The organism is Haematobacter sp. (assembly GCF_032102465.1).
Classification (GTDB): domain Bacteria; phylum Pseudomonadota; class Alphaproteobacteria; order Rhodobacterales; family Rhodobacteraceae; genus Haematobacter.
In genome coordinates, this window is the sequence record NZ_DAMDHB010000020.1 from 23,494 (window position 1) to 37,886 (window position 14,393).

13 protein-coding genes are annotated in these 14,393 nt (G+C 64.9%); 10 read left to right on the top strand and 3 right to left on the bottom strand.

Features of this window, described 5'->3' with window-relative positions; genetic code table 11:
• Positions 1–7: 7 nt before the first annotated feature.
• From RT513_RS13095 to RT513_RS13125, 7 genes are all read left to right on the top strand, one after another.
• Positions 8–1,462 carry a form I ribulose bisphosphate carboxylase large subunit gene (locus RT513_RS13095; protein ID WP_088215376.1) on the top strand — a complete coding sequence of 485 codons (1,455 nt, stop codon included), beginning with the start codon at positions 8–10 and terminating at the stop codon, positions 1,460–1,462.
• 88 nt (positions 1,463–1,550) lie between these two features.
• A complete protein-coding gene (locus RT513_RS13100) occupies positions 1,551–1,940 on the top strand; it encodes a ribulose bisphosphate carboxylase small subunit (RefSeq protein ID WP_290688828.1) in 390 nt (129 codons plus the stop codon).
• A gap of 89 nt (positions 1,941–2,029) precedes the next feature.
• Positions 2,030–2,935 (top strand): CbbX protein, encoded by a 906-nt coding sequence (gene cbbX, locus RT513_RS13105; protein WP_290688830.1) that lies wholly within the window; start codon positions 2,030–2,032, stop codon positions 2,933–2,935.
• Positions 2,932–3,651, top strand: coding sequence for a ribulose-phosphate 3-epimerase (gene rpe / locus RT513_RS13110; RefSeq protein ID WP_088215373.1), 720 nt, complete (start codon positions 2,932–2,934; stop codon positions 3,649–3,651). Before cbbX ends, rpe begins: the two co-directional genes overlap by 4 nt.
• Entirely contained in the window at positions 3,644–4,363 is a 720-nt protein-coding gene (locus RT513_RS13115; RefSeq protein ID WP_290688833.1) for an HAD-IA family hydrolase, read from the top strand. Before rpe ends, RT513_RS13115 begins: the two co-directional genes overlap by 8 nt.
• Positions 4,360–5,025, top strand: a complete 666-nt coding sequence (gene gph, locus RT513_RS13120; RefSeq protein WP_290688835.1) for a phosphoglycolate phosphatase — start codon at positions 4,360–4,362, stop codon at positions 5,023–5,025. Before RT513_RS13115 ends, gph begins: the two co-directional genes overlap by 4 nt.
• Positions 5,026–5,217: 192 nt before the next feature.
• Positions 5,218–6,171, top strand: a complete 954-nt coding sequence (locus RT513_RS13125; protein ID WP_290688838.1) for a YncE family protein — start codon at positions 5,218–5,220, stop codon at positions 6,169–6,171.
• A gap of 2 nt (positions 6,172–6,173) precedes the next feature.
• On the opposite strand, the gene RT513_RS13130 is transcribed toward RT513_RS13125, so the two are convergent.
• Both RT513_RS13130 and RT513_RS13135 read right to left on the bottom strand, forming a co-directional pair.
• Complete coding sequence (locus RT513_RS13130) at positions 6,174–7,253, bottom strand: FAD-binding oxidoreductase (protein WP_290688840.1); 1,080 nt, start codon at positions 7,251–7,253, stop codon at positions 6,174–6,176.
• A gap of 39 nt (positions 7,254–7,292) precedes the next feature.
• Positions 7,293–7,838 carry a TetR/AcrR family transcriptional regulator gene (locus RT513_RS13135; protein WP_290688842.1) on the bottom strand — a complete coding sequence of 182 codons (546 nt, stop codon included), beginning with the start codon at positions 7,836–7,838 and terminating at the stop codon, positions 7,293–7,295.
• A 119-nt stretch (positions 7,839–7,957) separates the two neighbouring features.
• On the opposite strand from RT513_RS13135, the gene RT513_RS13140 reads away from it, so the two are divergent.
• The 3 genes from RT513_RS13140 to RT513_RS13150 are packed head-to-tail and all read left to right on the top strand — an operon-like array spanning position 7,958 to position 12,797.
• Positions 7,958–9,274 carry an efflux RND transporter periplasmic adaptor subunit gene (locus RT513_RS13140; RefSeq protein ID WP_290688844.1) on the top strand — a complete coding sequence of 439 codons (1,317 nt, stop codon included), beginning with the start codon at positions 7,958–7,960 and terminating at the stop codon, positions 9,272–9,274.
• Positions 9,271–12,357, top strand: coding sequence for an efflux RND transporter permease subunit (locus RT513_RS13145; protein ID WP_290688846.1), 3,087 nt, complete (start codon positions 9,271–9,273; stop codon positions 12,355–12,357). The genes RT513_RS13140 and RT513_RS13145 overlap by 4 nt, the downstream gene beginning before the upstream one ends.
• Before the next feature lie 20 nt (positions 12,358–12,377).
• The gene (locus RT513_RS13150; protein WP_290688848.1) at positions 12,378–12,797 is read left to right on the top strand and encodes a VOC family protein; all 420 of its coding nucleotides are present in this window, start codon (positions 12,378–12,380) and stop codon (positions 12,795–12,797) included.
• Between the two features lie 490 nt (positions 12,798–13,287).
• On the opposite strand, the gene RT513_RS13155 is transcribed toward RT513_RS13150, so the two are convergent.
• Positions 13,288–14,370, bottom strand: coding sequence for a BMP family ABC transporter substrate-binding protein (locus RT513_RS13155; RefSeq protein WP_290688850.1), 1,083 nt, complete (start codon positions 14,368–14,370; stop codon positions 13,288–13,290).
• Positions 14,371–14,393 lie beyond the last annotated feature (23 nt).

Consider the following 14,393-nt stretch of genomic DNA (forward strand, 5'->3'; position numbering starts at 1 on the left):
CCGTGCCATGACAGAGATGAAGGAAATCAAGGGCAAGGAACGCTACAAGGCGGGTGTGCTCAAATACGCGCAGATGGGTTACTGGGACGGTGACTACGTGCCCAAGGATACCGACCTGCTGGCGCTGTTCCGCATCACCCCGCAGGAGGGCGTGGACCCGATCGAGGCCGCCGCCGCCGTTGCCGGGGAAAGCTCCACAGCCACCTGGACCGTCGTCTGGACCGACCGCCTGACGGCCTGCGACCAGTATCGCGCCAAGGCCTACAAGGTTGAACCGGTTCCGGGCCGTCCGGGGGAGTTCTTCTGCTACGTGGCCTATGACCTTATCCTGTTCGAGGAAGGCTCCATCGCGAACCTTACCGCCTCGATCATCGGCAACGTCTTCAGCTTCAAGCCGTTGAAGGCCGCGCGGCTGGAGGACATGCGCCTGCCGATCGCCTATGTGAAGACCTACAAGGGTCCGCCGACCGGCATCGTGGTGGAGCGCGAGCGTCTGGACAAGTTCGGCCGCCCGCTGCTGGGAGCCACGACGAAGCCCAAGCTCGGCCTGTCGGGCAAGAACTACGGCCGGGTGGTCTATGAGGGCCTGAAGGGCGGGCTCGACTTCATGAAGGATGACGAGAACATCAACTCGCAGCCCTTCATGCACTGGCGCGACCGGTTCCTCTACTGCATGGAGGCGGTGAACAAGGCGCAGGCGGAAACCGGCGAGATCAAGGGCCACTACCTCAACATCACCGCCGGCACGATGGAGGAGATGTATCGCCGGGCGGAATTCGCCAAGCAGCTCGGCTCCGTCATCGTCATGATCGACCTGATCATCGGCTACACGGCAATCCAGTCGATCTCCGAATGGTGCCGCCAGAACGACATGATTCTGCACCTCCACCGCGCGGGCCACGGCACCTACACGCGCCAGAAGGGTCACGGCATCTCCTTCCGCGTGATCGCGAAATGGATGCGGCTGGCGGGCGTGGACCATATCCACGCAGGCACCGCGGTCGGCAAGCTGGAAGGCGATCCGCCCACCGTGCAGGGCTATTACAACGTCTGCCGTGAGATGCATAACCCGGTCGATCTGGAGCGCGGCATCTACTTCGAGCAGGACTGGGCCGACCTCAAGAAGGTGATGCCCGTGGCCTCCGGCGGCATTCACGCCGGCCAGATGCACCAGCTCATCGACCTGTTCGGCGAGGATGTGGTGCTTCAGTTCGGCGGCGGCACCATCGGTCACCCGATGGGCATCCAGGCGGGCGCGACAGCGAACCGCGTGGCGCTGGAGGCGATGATCCAGGCCCGGAACGAAGGCGTGGACATCAGGAACGAAGGCCCCGAAGTGCTGCGCAAGGCGGCCAAGTGGTGCAAGCCGCTGGAAGCCGCCCTCGATACCTGGGGCAACATCAGCTTCAACTACACCTCCACCGACACGTCGGACTTCGTTCCGACCGCCGGGGTGAGCTGACGGCACCTGACGCCCCCCTTACCCGGGGGGCGCACCGGAAACGGGCGGGGTGTCCCGCCGCCATCGCAATACCTCAAAGGAGGCCAGGATGCGTATCACTCAAGGCTGCTTTTCTTTCCTGCCCGACCTGACGGACGAGCAGATCACCGCACAGGTGGAATATTGCCTCTCCAAGGGCTGGGCCATCGGTGTCGAATATACGGACGAACCGCACCCCCGGAATACCTACTGGGAGATGTGGGGCAACCCGATGTTCGACCTGCGGGACGCCAAGGGCGTGATGATCGAACTGGACGAATGCCGCAAGGCATTCCCCGACAGCTACATTCGCCTGAACGCTTTCGACAGCACACGCGGGTTCGAGACGGTCACGATGAGCTTCATCGTCAACCGTCCGAAGGTCGAGCCGCGGATCCGCATGGTGCGGACCGAGGTGGACGGCCGCTCCATCCGCTACACCCATGAGGTCGTCCGCTAAGGGTAACCTCTGCGTTCCCCCGGCTTCTTTCCCTGGTCATCCCCTCAGGCCGGGGGAACGCCCGATCCCTGCCAAACGGAGCAATCACCATGAACGCCGACACGCCGCTGACCGTCGATCTTGCTGCCGAATACGAAAGCTCCGGCGTCCGCGAAGTGCTGGACGAGCTGGACCGTGAGCTGATCGGCCTTGCACCCGTGAAGAAGCGCATCCGGGAAACGGCGGCGCTGCTGCTGGTGGACCGCGCGCGCCGCCAGATGGGGTTGAGCCAGGAAACGCCGACGCTGCACATGTCCTTCACCGGCAATCCGGGGACGGGCAAGACCACCGTGGCGATGAAGATGGCCGGGCTGCTGCATCGGCTGGGCTACGTGCGCAAAGGGCACCTTGTCTCCGTTACGCGGGATGATCTCGTTGGCCAGTATATCGGCCATACCGCGCCCAAGACCAAGGAAGTGCTGAAGAAGGCGATGGGCGGCGTGCTGTTCATCGACGAGGCTTATTACCTCTACCGCCCGGACAACGAGCGTGATTACGGGCAGGAGGCCATCGAGATCCTGCTGCAGGTGATGGAGAACAACCGTGACGATCTCGTCGTCATCCTCGCGGGGTATGCCGACCGGATGGACAGGTTCTTCCAGTCGAACCCGGGCTTCCGCTCGCGCATCGCGCATCACATCGAATTCCCGGACTACACCGACGGGGAACTGCATCGCATCGCCGATCACATGCTGGAGGATCAGAACTACACCCTGACGGATGAGGCGTCGCAGGTGCTGACCGACTATATCGCCCTCCGCCGCCAGCAACCGCATTTCGCCAATGCGCGGTCGATCCGAAACGCGCTGGATCGCGCGCGGCTCCGGCAGGCCAACCGGCTGTTCACCACCTCCACGGGACCGGTGGACGCCGCCACCCTGAGCCGGATCGAGGCCGAGGACATCAACGTCAGCCGCGTCTTCAGCGGCGGTCTGAAGATCGGGGCGGAGACATGAGCACGTTCGACAGACGCATCCGTATCGCGCCCTCCATCCTCTCCGCCGATTTCGCGGATTTCGGGCGGGAGTGCGAGGCGATAGAGGCAGAGGGCGCCGACTGGGTCCATGTCGATGTGATGGACGGGCATTTCGTGCCGAACCTGACCTTCGGCCCGCAGCTTTGCACGGCGATCCGGCCCCATATCCGGGGCGTCATGGATGTTCACCTGATGATCGCCCCGGTTGACAGCTATATCGACGCTTTCGCGGCGGCGGGGGCGGATATCCTGACCGCGCATCTGGAGGCCGGCCCGCATATCCATCGGACCTTGCAGGCCATCCGGGGCGCCGGAATGCGGCCGGGGCTGGCCCTCAATCCGGGCACTCCGGTGGAGGCGGCGGCGGCGCTGCTCGACATGGTCGAACTGGTCTGCGTGATGACAGTCAACCCCGGCTTCGGCGGCCAGAAATTCATCGCGAGCCAGGTCGATCAGGTGCGCAGGCTCCGCGCGCTGATCGGTGACCGCCCGGTGCATATCGAGATCGACGGCGGCGTGACGCCCGAGACGGCCCCGCTTGTCGCCGCGGCTGGCGCGGATGTGCTGGTTGCGGGGTCTGCGGTGTTCAAAGGCGGATCGGTGGCCGATCCCGCCCCTTACGGCAACAACATCCGCGCCATACGCGCCGCTGCCGAAGCGGCGGTTCCGCGCAGAAGGGAGGAAGCCCATGTCTGACCATCGCTGGCCGCGCGCGCTCATCTTCGACGTGGATGGCACGCTGGCGGAAACGGAGGATCTCCACCTTGCCGCGTTCAACGAAACCTTCGCGGCCCGTGGCCTGCCGTGGCACTGGTCCCGCGACCAGTATCGCGACCTGCTGACGACAACCGGTGGCAAGGAGCGCATTTCCCGCTTTCTGGAGGAGATCGGCGAGACGCCGGAAGACTGGCCCGTGGCCGCGCTTCATGCGGAAAAGACGCGCAGGTTCGGCCTTCTTCTCGCGCAGGGCATACCGCTCCGCCCCGGGATCGCCGCGCTTGTCGCGGAGGCGCGCGCGGCGGGTTGCCTGCTGGGCGTGGCGACCACCACCACGCCCGCGAATGTGGAGGCCCTTTGCCGCGCAGGCTTCGGCGTGGGCGCGGGGGATGTGTTCGACGCCGTGGCTGCGGGCGACATGGTGCGGGCCAAGAAACCTGCGCCCGATGTCTATCGTCTGGCGCTCTCCATGCTCGGCGTCGCGCCGGGCGAGGCGGTGGCATTCGAGGATTCGCGCAACGGCGTTCTGTCCGCGCGGGGCGCGGGCATCCCCGTGGTTCTCTCGCAGGGGGTCTTCACGCAGGGCGAGGCCGCGGAAAATCCGACGTTGCAGCTGTCCTGCTTCTCTGATCTGGGTGGGCTGACGGGCCTTCGGACAAGGCTCAACAGACGAACCTGGGTGGCCGCATGATTGTTGTCTTCGACCTTGACGGAACGCTGATCGACAGTGCTGCCGACATTCACTCGGCCGTGAACCATGTGCTTGCGGAAAACAGCGTGCCGCCGCTGCCGCTGACGGCGGTGCGCAGTTTCATCGGTGAGGGGACGCGCGTTCTCATGCAGCGGGTGATCGCCGCGGTGGGCGCCGATCCGGCGCTGCTGGAGCCGTGGCACACTTCTTTCCTTGCGGAATACGAGCGCAATCCCGCCGTCCGCACCACCGTGTTTCCCGGGGTCAGGGAAGCGCTTGCTCAACTGCGCGAGCGGGGCGCACGGCTGGGTCTTTGCACCAACAAGCCCGCGCGCGCGACGGGGCTGCTGCTCGAAGCGCTCGATCTCGCGGTTTTCGATCAGGTGACTGCAGGTGACACGCTGGCCGAACGCAAGCCGTCCCCGCTCCCCGTGCTCCACACGATCGACGTGCTTGGCGGTGGCGAGGCGGTGTTCATCGGCGACAGCGAGATAGACGCCCGCGCGGCGGAAGCGGGCAGGATCCCGTTCGGGATCTTCACGGGGGGCTACGCCCGCGAGGATCTGGACATGTTCCCCTCCCGGTTCCACTTCTCCGACTGGGCCGATCTTCCCGCGCTCATCAATCCTGCGTTTGTCGATCCTGCAACGTCGCCCGCCTGAGCGGCGCAGGGCGTTTTCCGTAAGGATCGGCAACGGTCGTCTGTCCCGCGCTCAGGGCTCCGCTCCCCAGTGCCCCGCTCCCCAAGGGCCCGCTCTCATGGGGCCCGCGCTCTTAGGGGGGTAGGACTCTTTTCCCACTGGACCCTGCGCCCGGCTCCGGGAATGGTGGCGCCGTCAAGCAGGGAGGGGCCGATGGCGAACGGATCGATGACAGGGTGCGCGGGCGGAATCTGCGCAGCGCTGCTTCTCCTTGGCAGCCCGGCCGCGGCGCTGGACCTTGCAGTCGTCACCTCGCAGAACGCAGGAAAGGTCACCATACTCGACCTGCAGAGCGGTGCCGCCCGCAGCACGCTGGACGTGCCGGGAGATCCGGTTTCCGTCGCGGTGGACGGGCGCGATGCCCGCGCCTTTGTCGTCGCGGTGAAGTCCCGCATGCTGCACGTCATCGGGCTGGACGGGCGGGAGATCATGCGTCACCCGCTGCCCGGCGCGCCCTTCGGCATCGCCTATGATCCGATCTCGCGCCACGTTTTCGTCACCGATTGGGAAGGGCATGCGCATGAGGTGGACCCGGCGACCGGGGCGGTCGTGCGGAGTTTCGAGACCGGCGCCAATCCCTCCGGTGTCGCCGTGTCGGATGACGGACGCCTGCTCGCCGTGACCGACCGCGATTCCGACACGCTGAGCCTGTTCGATCTCGGCTCGGGGACGGTGGTGGAGCGGGTCCCCGTCGGCCATCATCCCTTCGGCGTCACATTGTGGGAGGGGCGGGCCTATGTGGCCGATGTGCTCGACAACAGCGTGACGGTGGTCGATCTGGGGCGCCGCGCCATGGTGGGCAAGGTGGAAACGGGCGAACGGCCCTATACCGTCGCTTTTGCCGCCGGCCGGGGGTTCGTGACGGATCAGTATGGCGGCACGCTCACCGTCTTTGATCCCGCGACGCTGGCGGTGACCGGTCAGGTGACGGTCGGCGACTATCCCGAGGGGATTTCCGTGGCAGCGGATGGGCGCACGCTCTTTGTCGCCAACTGGTTCAGTGACAGCGTGATGCGCATCGACGGCGAGACGCTGACGGTGGAGCAGGAGATTGCCATGCCGCCCGGCCCGCGCGCCTTCGGTTCCTTCATCGCCGATACGAACTGATCTCAGAACCTCGCGGGGGAGAGCGCGGCGACGGTGGCCGCGTCGAGTTCCGGCGCCATCCCTCCCACAAGATCGGCGGCGAGGCGGCTGGCTGCGGGACTGGTCTGGAAGCCGTAGCCGCCCTGTCCGGCCTGCCAGAAGAAATCCGGCACGTGCGGGTCGAAACCGATGACCAGCACCCTGTCCGGCGCGAAGGTCCGCAGTCCCGCCCAGCTTGACTCGACCCGCGTGACGGGAGCGGTCACCATTTCCTCGTAGCGCGCCAGCCCCTCGGCCAGCACCATGTCATCGGGATAGGCGTCATGCGGCTCGGCCGGGTCTTCATCGGCGGGCGAGACGATGAGCTTGCCCGCATCGGGTTTGGCATACCATGTCTCACCCGCGCCGAAGATCATCGGCCACCCGCTGACGTCATGGCCGCCGGGTGCGGGAATGCGCGCCATGGAGCGGCGATAGGGCGTGAAGCCGAGCGGAGTGACACCCGCCAGCGCCGCCACCCTGTCCACCCAGGCCCCGGCCGCGTTGACGAGGATTCGCCCCGACCAGCCCCGCGCGCCCGACTGCACCTCCCAACCGCCACCGGAGCGCCTGCGGATCGTATCCACCGGAGCGCCGGTGACGATCAGTGCGCCATTCCCCCGCGCCTCCCGCGCAAAGGCCTGCACGAGCCGGTCGGTGTCTATGTCGCGCGCCCCGTCGCCCACCGCGACATGCGCCACCGTTTCGGGGTTCAGGACGGGAACACGGGCGCGGGCTTCCTCCAGCGTGACGGGGGAAAGATGCATCTGTGCGGCATCGGCGCGAAACACGTCTTCCTCCCCCGCACGCCCGACGATCATCACGCCCCGGGGCGTGGTCAGCTCCCGTGCCGGGTCGAAGTAGTAATCCTTGCTCGCCCGGTTCAGCGCCACCACGGCCGGAGCGCCATAGCCCTCCTCATAGAGCGCGGCGGAGCGGCCGGAGGCGTGATAGGCCAGATGCGGCTCCGCCTCCAGCACGATGACCCGCCCCAGATACGAAAGCCGCGCCGCAGCCGAGATGCCGGCGATCCCGCCGCCGATGATAAGGAAATCACTGTCCATTCGTATGTCATGCCATGCCGGGGCAGGCCGGGAAAGGGGTCAGGTGAGCTTGGTGCCCATCCGCTCCAGCACCACCCTCGCTTCTTCCCGGGGGATGAGGTCGAGGCCCAGAAACTGCGCCATCCAGATGCCCTGCACCGCCAGAAAGATCATGGTCGCCCGTTCGGGATCGGCGGAATTGGCGCGGAGCCGCTCCAGCAGCTCCCGCCCATAGTGCCGCGCGGGCCCAAGGATTGTGGGGTTCTCCGCCGCTGCGGCAAGCATTCCGCTGGCCGGGGGCGCGCCTTCGGCCAGACGGTGAAGCATCTCGGCCAGATAGGCGCGGAGCAGACCGTCCGCCGCATCCAGCCCCGGACGCGCGGAGATATCGGAGTCGAACCGGTTCAGATGCGATGAGACCACCGCTTCCAGCAGCCGCGTTTTTGAAGGGAAATGGTAAAGCAGCCCGCCCTTTGACACGCCAGCGCGTTCCGCCACGGCATCAAGGGACATCTTGCGCGCGCCCTGCTTCCGCACGGCCTCCGCAGCATACAGAATTCGCTCTTTTGCAGTGCCTCGCGCGTGGTTCAGGGGAAATCCCTCCACTTGACAGAACCGTCTGGACGGTACAGTCAAAACGTGGCCGTTTTCAACACTATGTGATAGGATCGGCCCCGTTGGCCCGACCCGAGATCGGGCAGGGCCCCGTGCCGGAAAGGGTCCGAATGTTCAAGAGACTTGCCATTGCCGTCATCCTGCTTGCCATCGTTGCGGGCGGCCTTGTCGGGTTCAACCTGTTCCGGTCCAAAATGATCGCGGATTTCTTTGCCAACCGTCAGGTGCCGCCCGCGACGGTTGCCGTTTATGACGTGAAGCCGGTCACTTGGTCCCCGGTGATCGAGGCGATCGGGACGGCCAACGCGTCTCAGGGCGTCCAGCTGACGGTCGAGACGGCAGGGGTCGTGCGGGAGATCCTGTTCACCGCCAATGACAAGGTGGCGCAGGGGGAGACACTCCTTCGGCTGGACAGCCGTGTGCAGGCCGCCGATGTGGAAGCCGCGCGGACGCAGGTCGATCTGACCCGGCAGACCCTTGCGCGGAACCAGCAGCTTCAGCGCCGCGGCGTCTCCACCAATGTCTCGCTGGAGGAGGCGGAAGCCTCCGCCCGCGCGGCCGAGGCTCAGCTTGCCTCCACGGTGGCGGTGCTGGATCAGCGCAATCTCGATGCGCCGTTCCCCGGAACCGTCGGCATCCCGCGGGTGGACCTTGGCCAGTATGTCTCGCCCGGCACCACTGTCGCGACGCTCCAGGATCTGGAAACGATGCGCGTCGATTTCAGTGTGCCGGAGCAGCGTCTCCGGGAGCTTTCGATTACGCAGCAGCTCAACGTCTGGGCAGGTGGCATGACCGAAGGGCTGGCAGGGCAGGTGACGGGTATCGATCCGCGCGTCGATCCGCAAAGCAGGCTCGTTTCCGTGCGCGGATCGGTGGCCAACCCGGGCCAGCAACTGACGCCGGGTCAGTTCGTCCGCATCGCCGTGGCGCTGCCGGAAGAGAAGGGCGTGATCGCCGTGCCGCTGACTGCCGTCATCTCAAGCCTTTACGGTGACTATGTCTATCTCGTGCAGCCGAAACAGGACAATGCCGAGCAGTTGGAAGTCCGCCAGTCCTTCGTGACGATCGGTCGCCGCTCCGGCCCCGTCGCGGAGATCGTTTCGGGGGTGAAGGAGGGGGATCGCGTGGTGACCGCAGGGCAGAACCGGTTGAGCAACGGTCAGCCCGCAGAGATCGACAACGCCATCAACCCCGCTGTTCAGGAAACCGAGGCCTATATCCGCTCCGGCGGCGTGGGTCGCGACCCGGTGGACAGCGATGCCACCGAAGCTGGCACCCAGGCAGGGCAGGATGCACCAGCGACGGGAAGCGGCACGAATGGGAACGGCGATGCGGGCCCCCAAGGCACGGGCCCCCAGGGCACTGGCGCTGATCGCGATGGAACGACAGGTGGCGGAGCGACTGGCGGCGGGACGACTGGCCAATGAGCTTTTCGGACATCTTTATCCGCCGCCCCGTCCTGTCCACGGTTCTCGGCGCGCTCATCATTCTCCTGGGGATTCAGGGGCTGTTTTCGCTTCAGGTGCGGGAGTATCCTGAGGTCGATGAGACGGTGATCACCGTCACGACCACCTATCCCGGCGCCTCTGCCGATCTGATGCAGGGCTTCATCACTGCGCCAATTGCCCGATCCGTCGCCACGACGGAGAACATCGACTATGTGAGTTCGAAGTCGCTGCCTTCCACCTCCATTGTGACGGTGAACATGCGGCTCGGCTCGGACCCGGACGCGGCGTTGACGGAAGTCATGTCGAAGGTGCAGGAGGTGCGCAGCCAACTGCCGTCCGAGGCCGAGGATCCGACGATCGTCAAGGGCACGGGGATGCAGTTCGCGACGATGTATTTCGCGTTCCAGAACCCCAACATGACCTCTGAACAGGTCACCGAATACATCGAACGCGTGATCCGGCCCCGCATGTCCACCATTCCGGGTGTGGCAGAGGTGGATGTGCTGGGCGCATCCGAATATTCCATGCGGATCTGGATCGACCCGATCCTGATGGCGGGGCATCAGCTTACCGCCGCCGATGTCTATCAGGCGATCACGACGTCGAACTTCCTCGCCGCGCCGGGCAAGACGCGGAACGAGCTTGTCGCCTATCCGATCACCATGCAGTCCACGCTGCAGACGCCCGAAACCTTCGGGGCTCTCCCGGTGAAGGCCGAGGGCGATGACGTGGTGCGGCTTCGCGACATCGCGCGGGTGGAGCTCGCCGCTGCCTCCAGCGACACAATCGTGAATTTCAACGGTGAGCCGGGGACGTTCATCGGCGTGTTCCCGACGCCCTCCGCCAACCCGCTGACCGTGTCCTCCGCCGTGCTGGAGGAACTGCCCGCGATCCAGAACACTCTGCCCAGCGGCATGACCATGACGCTGATGTACGATGCGACGGAGCAGATCTCCGCCTCCATCGAGGAGGTGTTCAAGACCATCCTGGAGGCGGTGGCCATCGTGGTGGTGGTCATCCTGCTGTTCCTCGGCTCCTTCCGGTCGGTGCTGATGCCGATCGTGACCATCCCGCTGTCGCTGATCGGGGTGCTGTTCATCCTCTATGTGCTGGGATTCTCCATCAACCTGCTGTCGCTTCTAGCCATGGTGCTCGCCATCGGGCTGGTGGTGGATGATGCGATCGTGGTGGTGGAGAACATCCATCGCCATATCGAGGAAGGGTTGAGCCCGATGCAGGCCTCCTTCAAGGGGATGCAGGAGATCATCGGCCCCATCGTCGCCATGACGATCACCCTGGCCGCGGTGTTCGCGCCGCTGGCTTTCACCGGAGGGTTGACCGGCGCGCTGTTCCGGGAATTCGCCCTGACGCTCGCGGGCGCGGTGATGATCTCCGGGTTGATCGCCCTCACCATCACGCCGATGATGTCGGCGCGGCTGCTGAAGAAGGGGGAGGCAAGCCGCTTCCAGAAGTTCGTCGATACCACCTTCGAGAAGCTGGCCGACCGCTATGAGCGGCTTGTGCGGGGATCTCTGAGATATCGGCCGATCACGCTGCTGATGGTGATCGTTCTGGTGACGCTGATGGGCTTCCTGTTCACACGCACCTCTTCCGAACTGGCGCCGGAGGAGGATCAGGGCGCGCTCTTCTCGATCATCAACGGCCCTTCCAACGCGACGGTCGATTACACGGCCGCCTACGTCAACCAGATGCGCGACCTGACAAAGGATCTGCCGGAGCTGAAGGCCAACTTCTCCATCGTCGGCTTCGGGGGCGGCACCAATTCCGCCATCGCGCTCTGGGCGTTCAAGGACTGGGCAGACAGGGACCGCGGTCAGGCGGAGATCCAGCAGGATCTGCAGGCGCGGATCGCTCCCGTCACCGGGGTGGAGGCCTTCGTCTTTGCACCGCCGACGCTGCCGGGGACAGGGGGTGGACTGCCGATCTCCATGGTGCTGCAATCGACGGGGCCATCCTCCAACGTCTATGAACTGGCGGAGGAAGTCCGGCTGAAGGCGCAGGCTTCAGGCCAGTTCATCGTGGTGCAGAACTCGCTTGCCTATACCCAGACGCAGGTGACCATCACCATCGACCGGGATCGCGCAGCAGCGATGAACGTGCCCGCCCAGACCATCGGTCAGACGCTGACGCTGCTGGTCGGCGGTAACAAGATCAGTCAGTTCGACCGGGATTCCAACAGCTACGACGTCATCATGCAGGTGCCGGACATCTACCGCAACAACCCCGAACGGCTGGGCGATTTCTTCATTCGCGCGACGACGGGGGACATGGTGCCTCTGTCCGCGCTGGTGGACATCAAGACCAACGTCTCGCCGACCGCCATCGAGCAGTTCAACCAGCTGAACTCCGCCACGATCTCTGCCCTGCCTCTCCCCGGGGTTTCCACGGGAGACGGGTTGCAGACCATCGTCGGGCTCGCGCAGGATCTGTTGCCCGAAGGGTTCTTCATCGACTATTCCGGCCAGTCGCGGCTCGAGGTGACGGAGGGAAATACCATTCTCATCGCCTTCGGGGCGGCTGTCATCGTGATCTACCTCGTGCTGGCCGCGCAGTTCGAAAGCTTCCGCGACCCGTTCATCATCATGATGTCCGTGCCGCTGTCGATCTTTGGCGCCATCGTGCCGCTGAACCTCGGCGCCTCCACGCTGAACATCTACACGCAGGTGGGGCTGATCACGCTTGTCGGGTTGATTACCAAGCACGGCATCCTGCTCGTGGAATTCGCCAATCAGCAGCGGCGCGAGCATAACCTGAGCCGGGAGGAGGGGATCATCGTCTCTGCCCGTGTGCGTCTCCGCCCGATCCTGATGACGACGGCGGCGATGGCGTTGGGTGTGGTGCCGCTCATCACGGCGGCGGGTGCGGGTGCGGCCGCGCGCTATTCCATGGGGTTGGTAATCTTTACCGGGCTGATGATCGGTTCTGCCTTTACCCTCTTCGTGGTGCCGATGTTCTACAGCTACATCGCCGAGAAGGATCTGCCGCCCGAGCCGGAGAAACCCGATCCGGAAGCGATGGCAACCACCTCCGAAGCCCATTGAGCGGCTCGGGCAGCGGGGCCATGGCGAACGATCTGGTGCCTGAATTGGCGGTCACGGATTGGCGGCGGTCGCGGCGCTTCTACTGCGATCTTCTGGGGTTCGCGGTCGTCTATGAGCGGCCGGAGGAAGGGTTCAGCTATCTGCGCCTCGGGGCCGCCGATCTCATGATAGACGAGATCGGCAAGGGCCGAACCTTCGACGCGGGGCAGGGGCCGTGGCAGGCGCCGCTCGGCAGAGGCATGAATCTCCAGATTCGCGTGGCCCGGATCGCGCCCTTGCTCGCCGCCCTGGAGGGGGCTGGCCTCTCCCTCTATCTGCCGGTGGAAGAGCGATGGTATCGAACGGGCGCGGGGGAGGTTGGCAACCGGCAGTTCATCATTGCGGACCCAGACGGATATCTCCTGCGCTTTCACGAGCACCTTGGCCATCGGCCGGCCTGACATGCGCCGCGGGCGCTTACAGGCTGCTGCAAAAGGGCCTTCAGGACCGCATGCGAGCGAAATCTTTCCTGCTCTGACGAAATACACCCGGATACCGGCAGATTTCGGACCATCGTCGGGCCGATTTTCGACGGCGTAACCATGACCTGTCAGGACTTTTTTCAGCAGCCTGCTAAGGGTCTGACCTGTGCGCTTCGATCTTGATGACACTGGCAGACATGTTTGCGGCTGGCAGACATGTTTGCGGATCGACAGGGTCAGTTTGACGGTACCGGATGCTGGGAGGTCTCTTGCACATCTCGCCACCGACGCCCTGTGAGGAGATTGGCGCGCCGCCCCGTTCAGGACGGCGCACGAGGTTTTGACGGTGCCCGAGGTCGGCCATCGGACAGCAGAGAGGAAGCGGGCGCCCCTCCCAAGAAGTCTGTCCGACTCCGGTGCTGTTCCGGCAGTGATCGGCGGATACCCGTCGATCACTGCGATTGCCCGATCAGCTCGGGATCTTGCCTTGAATGCCCTCGACGTAGAAGTTCAGCCCATGAAGCATGCCGTCATCCGGCACTTCGCCTTCCTTGAGCCAGACCGAGCCGTCCTGCTTGTTCAGCGGGCCGGTGAAGGGGTGATACTCGCCCTTCGCGATCTTGTCCTTCAGCGCGAGCGCCTCCGCCTTCACTTCCGCCGGGACGGCATCGGTGATCTCGCCGATCCCGACCGTTCCGCTGCCGATACCTTCCCAGTTCTGCGCCGTCTCCCACTTGCCGTCGAGCAGAAGCTGCACACGCTCGATGTAATAGGGGGCCCAGTTGTCGATGATGGAGGAAATCCGCGGCTTCGGCGCATAGGCCGACATGTCGGAAGCCTGACCGAAGGAGAAGATGCCCGCCTCCTGCGCCTTGGCCTGCGGGGCGGTGGAATCGGTATGCTGGAGCAGCACGTCCACGCCTTCGGCGATCAGCGCGGCGGCAGCATCGGCCTCCTTCGCGGGGTCGAACCAGGTGTAGGCCCAGACCACCTTGATCTCCACGTTCGGGTTCACCTTCTTCGCGTGGATGAAGGAGGCGTTGATGCCCTGGATCACCTCGGGGATCGGGAAGGAGCCGATGTAGCCGATCTTGTTGGACTTGGTCATGCGCCCGGCAAGCGTGCCCATGATCGCCCGGCCCTCGTAGAAGCGGGCGTCATAGGTGGCGAGGTTCGGTCCGCTCTTGTAGCCCGTCGCATGCTCGAACTTCACCTTCGGGAACTTGGCGGCGACATTCACCGTGGCGTCCATGAAACCGAAGGAGGTGGTGAAGATGAGCTGGTTGCCGGCAAGCGCGAGTTGCGTGATCGCGCGTTCGGCGTCCGCGCCTTCCGGCACGTTCTCGATGACGCTGGTGACGACGCGGCCACCGAAATGCGCTTCCATTTCCTTGCGGGCCTGATCGTGCTGATAGGTCCAGCCGCCATCGCCCGGAACGCCGACATAGATGAAGCCGACCTTCACCGGATTCTGCGCCAGCGCCATGCGTCCCATACCCCCTGCCGCCAGGGCAAGAACGGCACCGCCGGCCAGAAGTTCGCGTCTGTTCATTCAAGTTTCTCCCACTGAATGGA

What these genes read in the sequence shown, in the direction of transcription:
- RT513_RS13150 (WP_290688848.1), top strand. Translation starts at nt 12,378, where the DNA reads ATGGCGAACGATCTGGTGCCTGAATTGGCGGTCACGGATTGGCGGCGG.
- gph (WP_290688835.1), top strand. Translation starts at nt 4,360, where the DNA reads ATGATTGTTGTCTTCGACCTTGACGGAACGCTGATCGACAGTGCTGCC.
- RT513_RS13155 (WP_290688850.1), bottom strand. Translation starts at nt 14,370, where the DNA reads ATGAACAGACGCGAACTTCTGGCCGGCGGTGCCGTTCTTGCCCTGGCG.
- rpe (WP_088215373.1), top strand. Translation starts at nt 2,932, where the DNA reads ATGAGCACGTTCGACAGACGCATCCGTATCGCGCCCTCCATCCTCTCC.
- RT513_RS13125 (WP_290688838.1), top strand. Translation starts at nt 5,218, where the DNA reads ATGGCGAACGGATCGATGACAGGGTGCGCGGGCGGAATCTGCGCAGCG.
- RT513_RS13130 (WP_290688840.1), bottom strand. Translation starts at nt 7,253, where the DNA reads ATGGACAGTGATTTCCTTATCATCGGCGGCGGGATCGCCGGCATCTCG.
- RT513_RS13145 (WP_290688846.1), top strand. Translation starts at nt 9,271, where the DNA reads ATGAGCTTTTCGGACATCTTTATCCGCCGCCCCGTCCTGTCCACGGTT.
- RT513_RS13100 (WP_290688828.1), top strand. Translation starts at nt 1,551, where the DNA reads ATGCGTATCACTCAAGGCTGCTTTTCTTTCCTGCCCGACCTGACGGAC.
- RT513_RS13140 (WP_290688844.1), top strand. Translation starts at nt 7,958, where the DNA reads ATGTTCAAGAGACTTGCCATTGCCGTCATCCTGCTTGCCATCGTTGCG.
- RT513_RS13115 (WP_290688833.1), top strand. Translation starts at nt 3,644, where the DNA reads ATGTCTGACCATCGCTGGCCGCGCGCGCTCATCTTCGACGTGGATGGC.
- RT513_RS13095 (WP_088215376.1), top strand. Translation starts at nt 8, where the DNA reads ATGACAGAGATGAAGGAAATCAAGGGCAAGGAACGCTACAAGGCGGGT.
- cbbX (WP_290688830.1), top strand. Translation starts at nt 2,030, where the DNA reads ATGAACGCCGACACGCCGCTGACCGTCGATCTTGCTGCCGAATACGAA.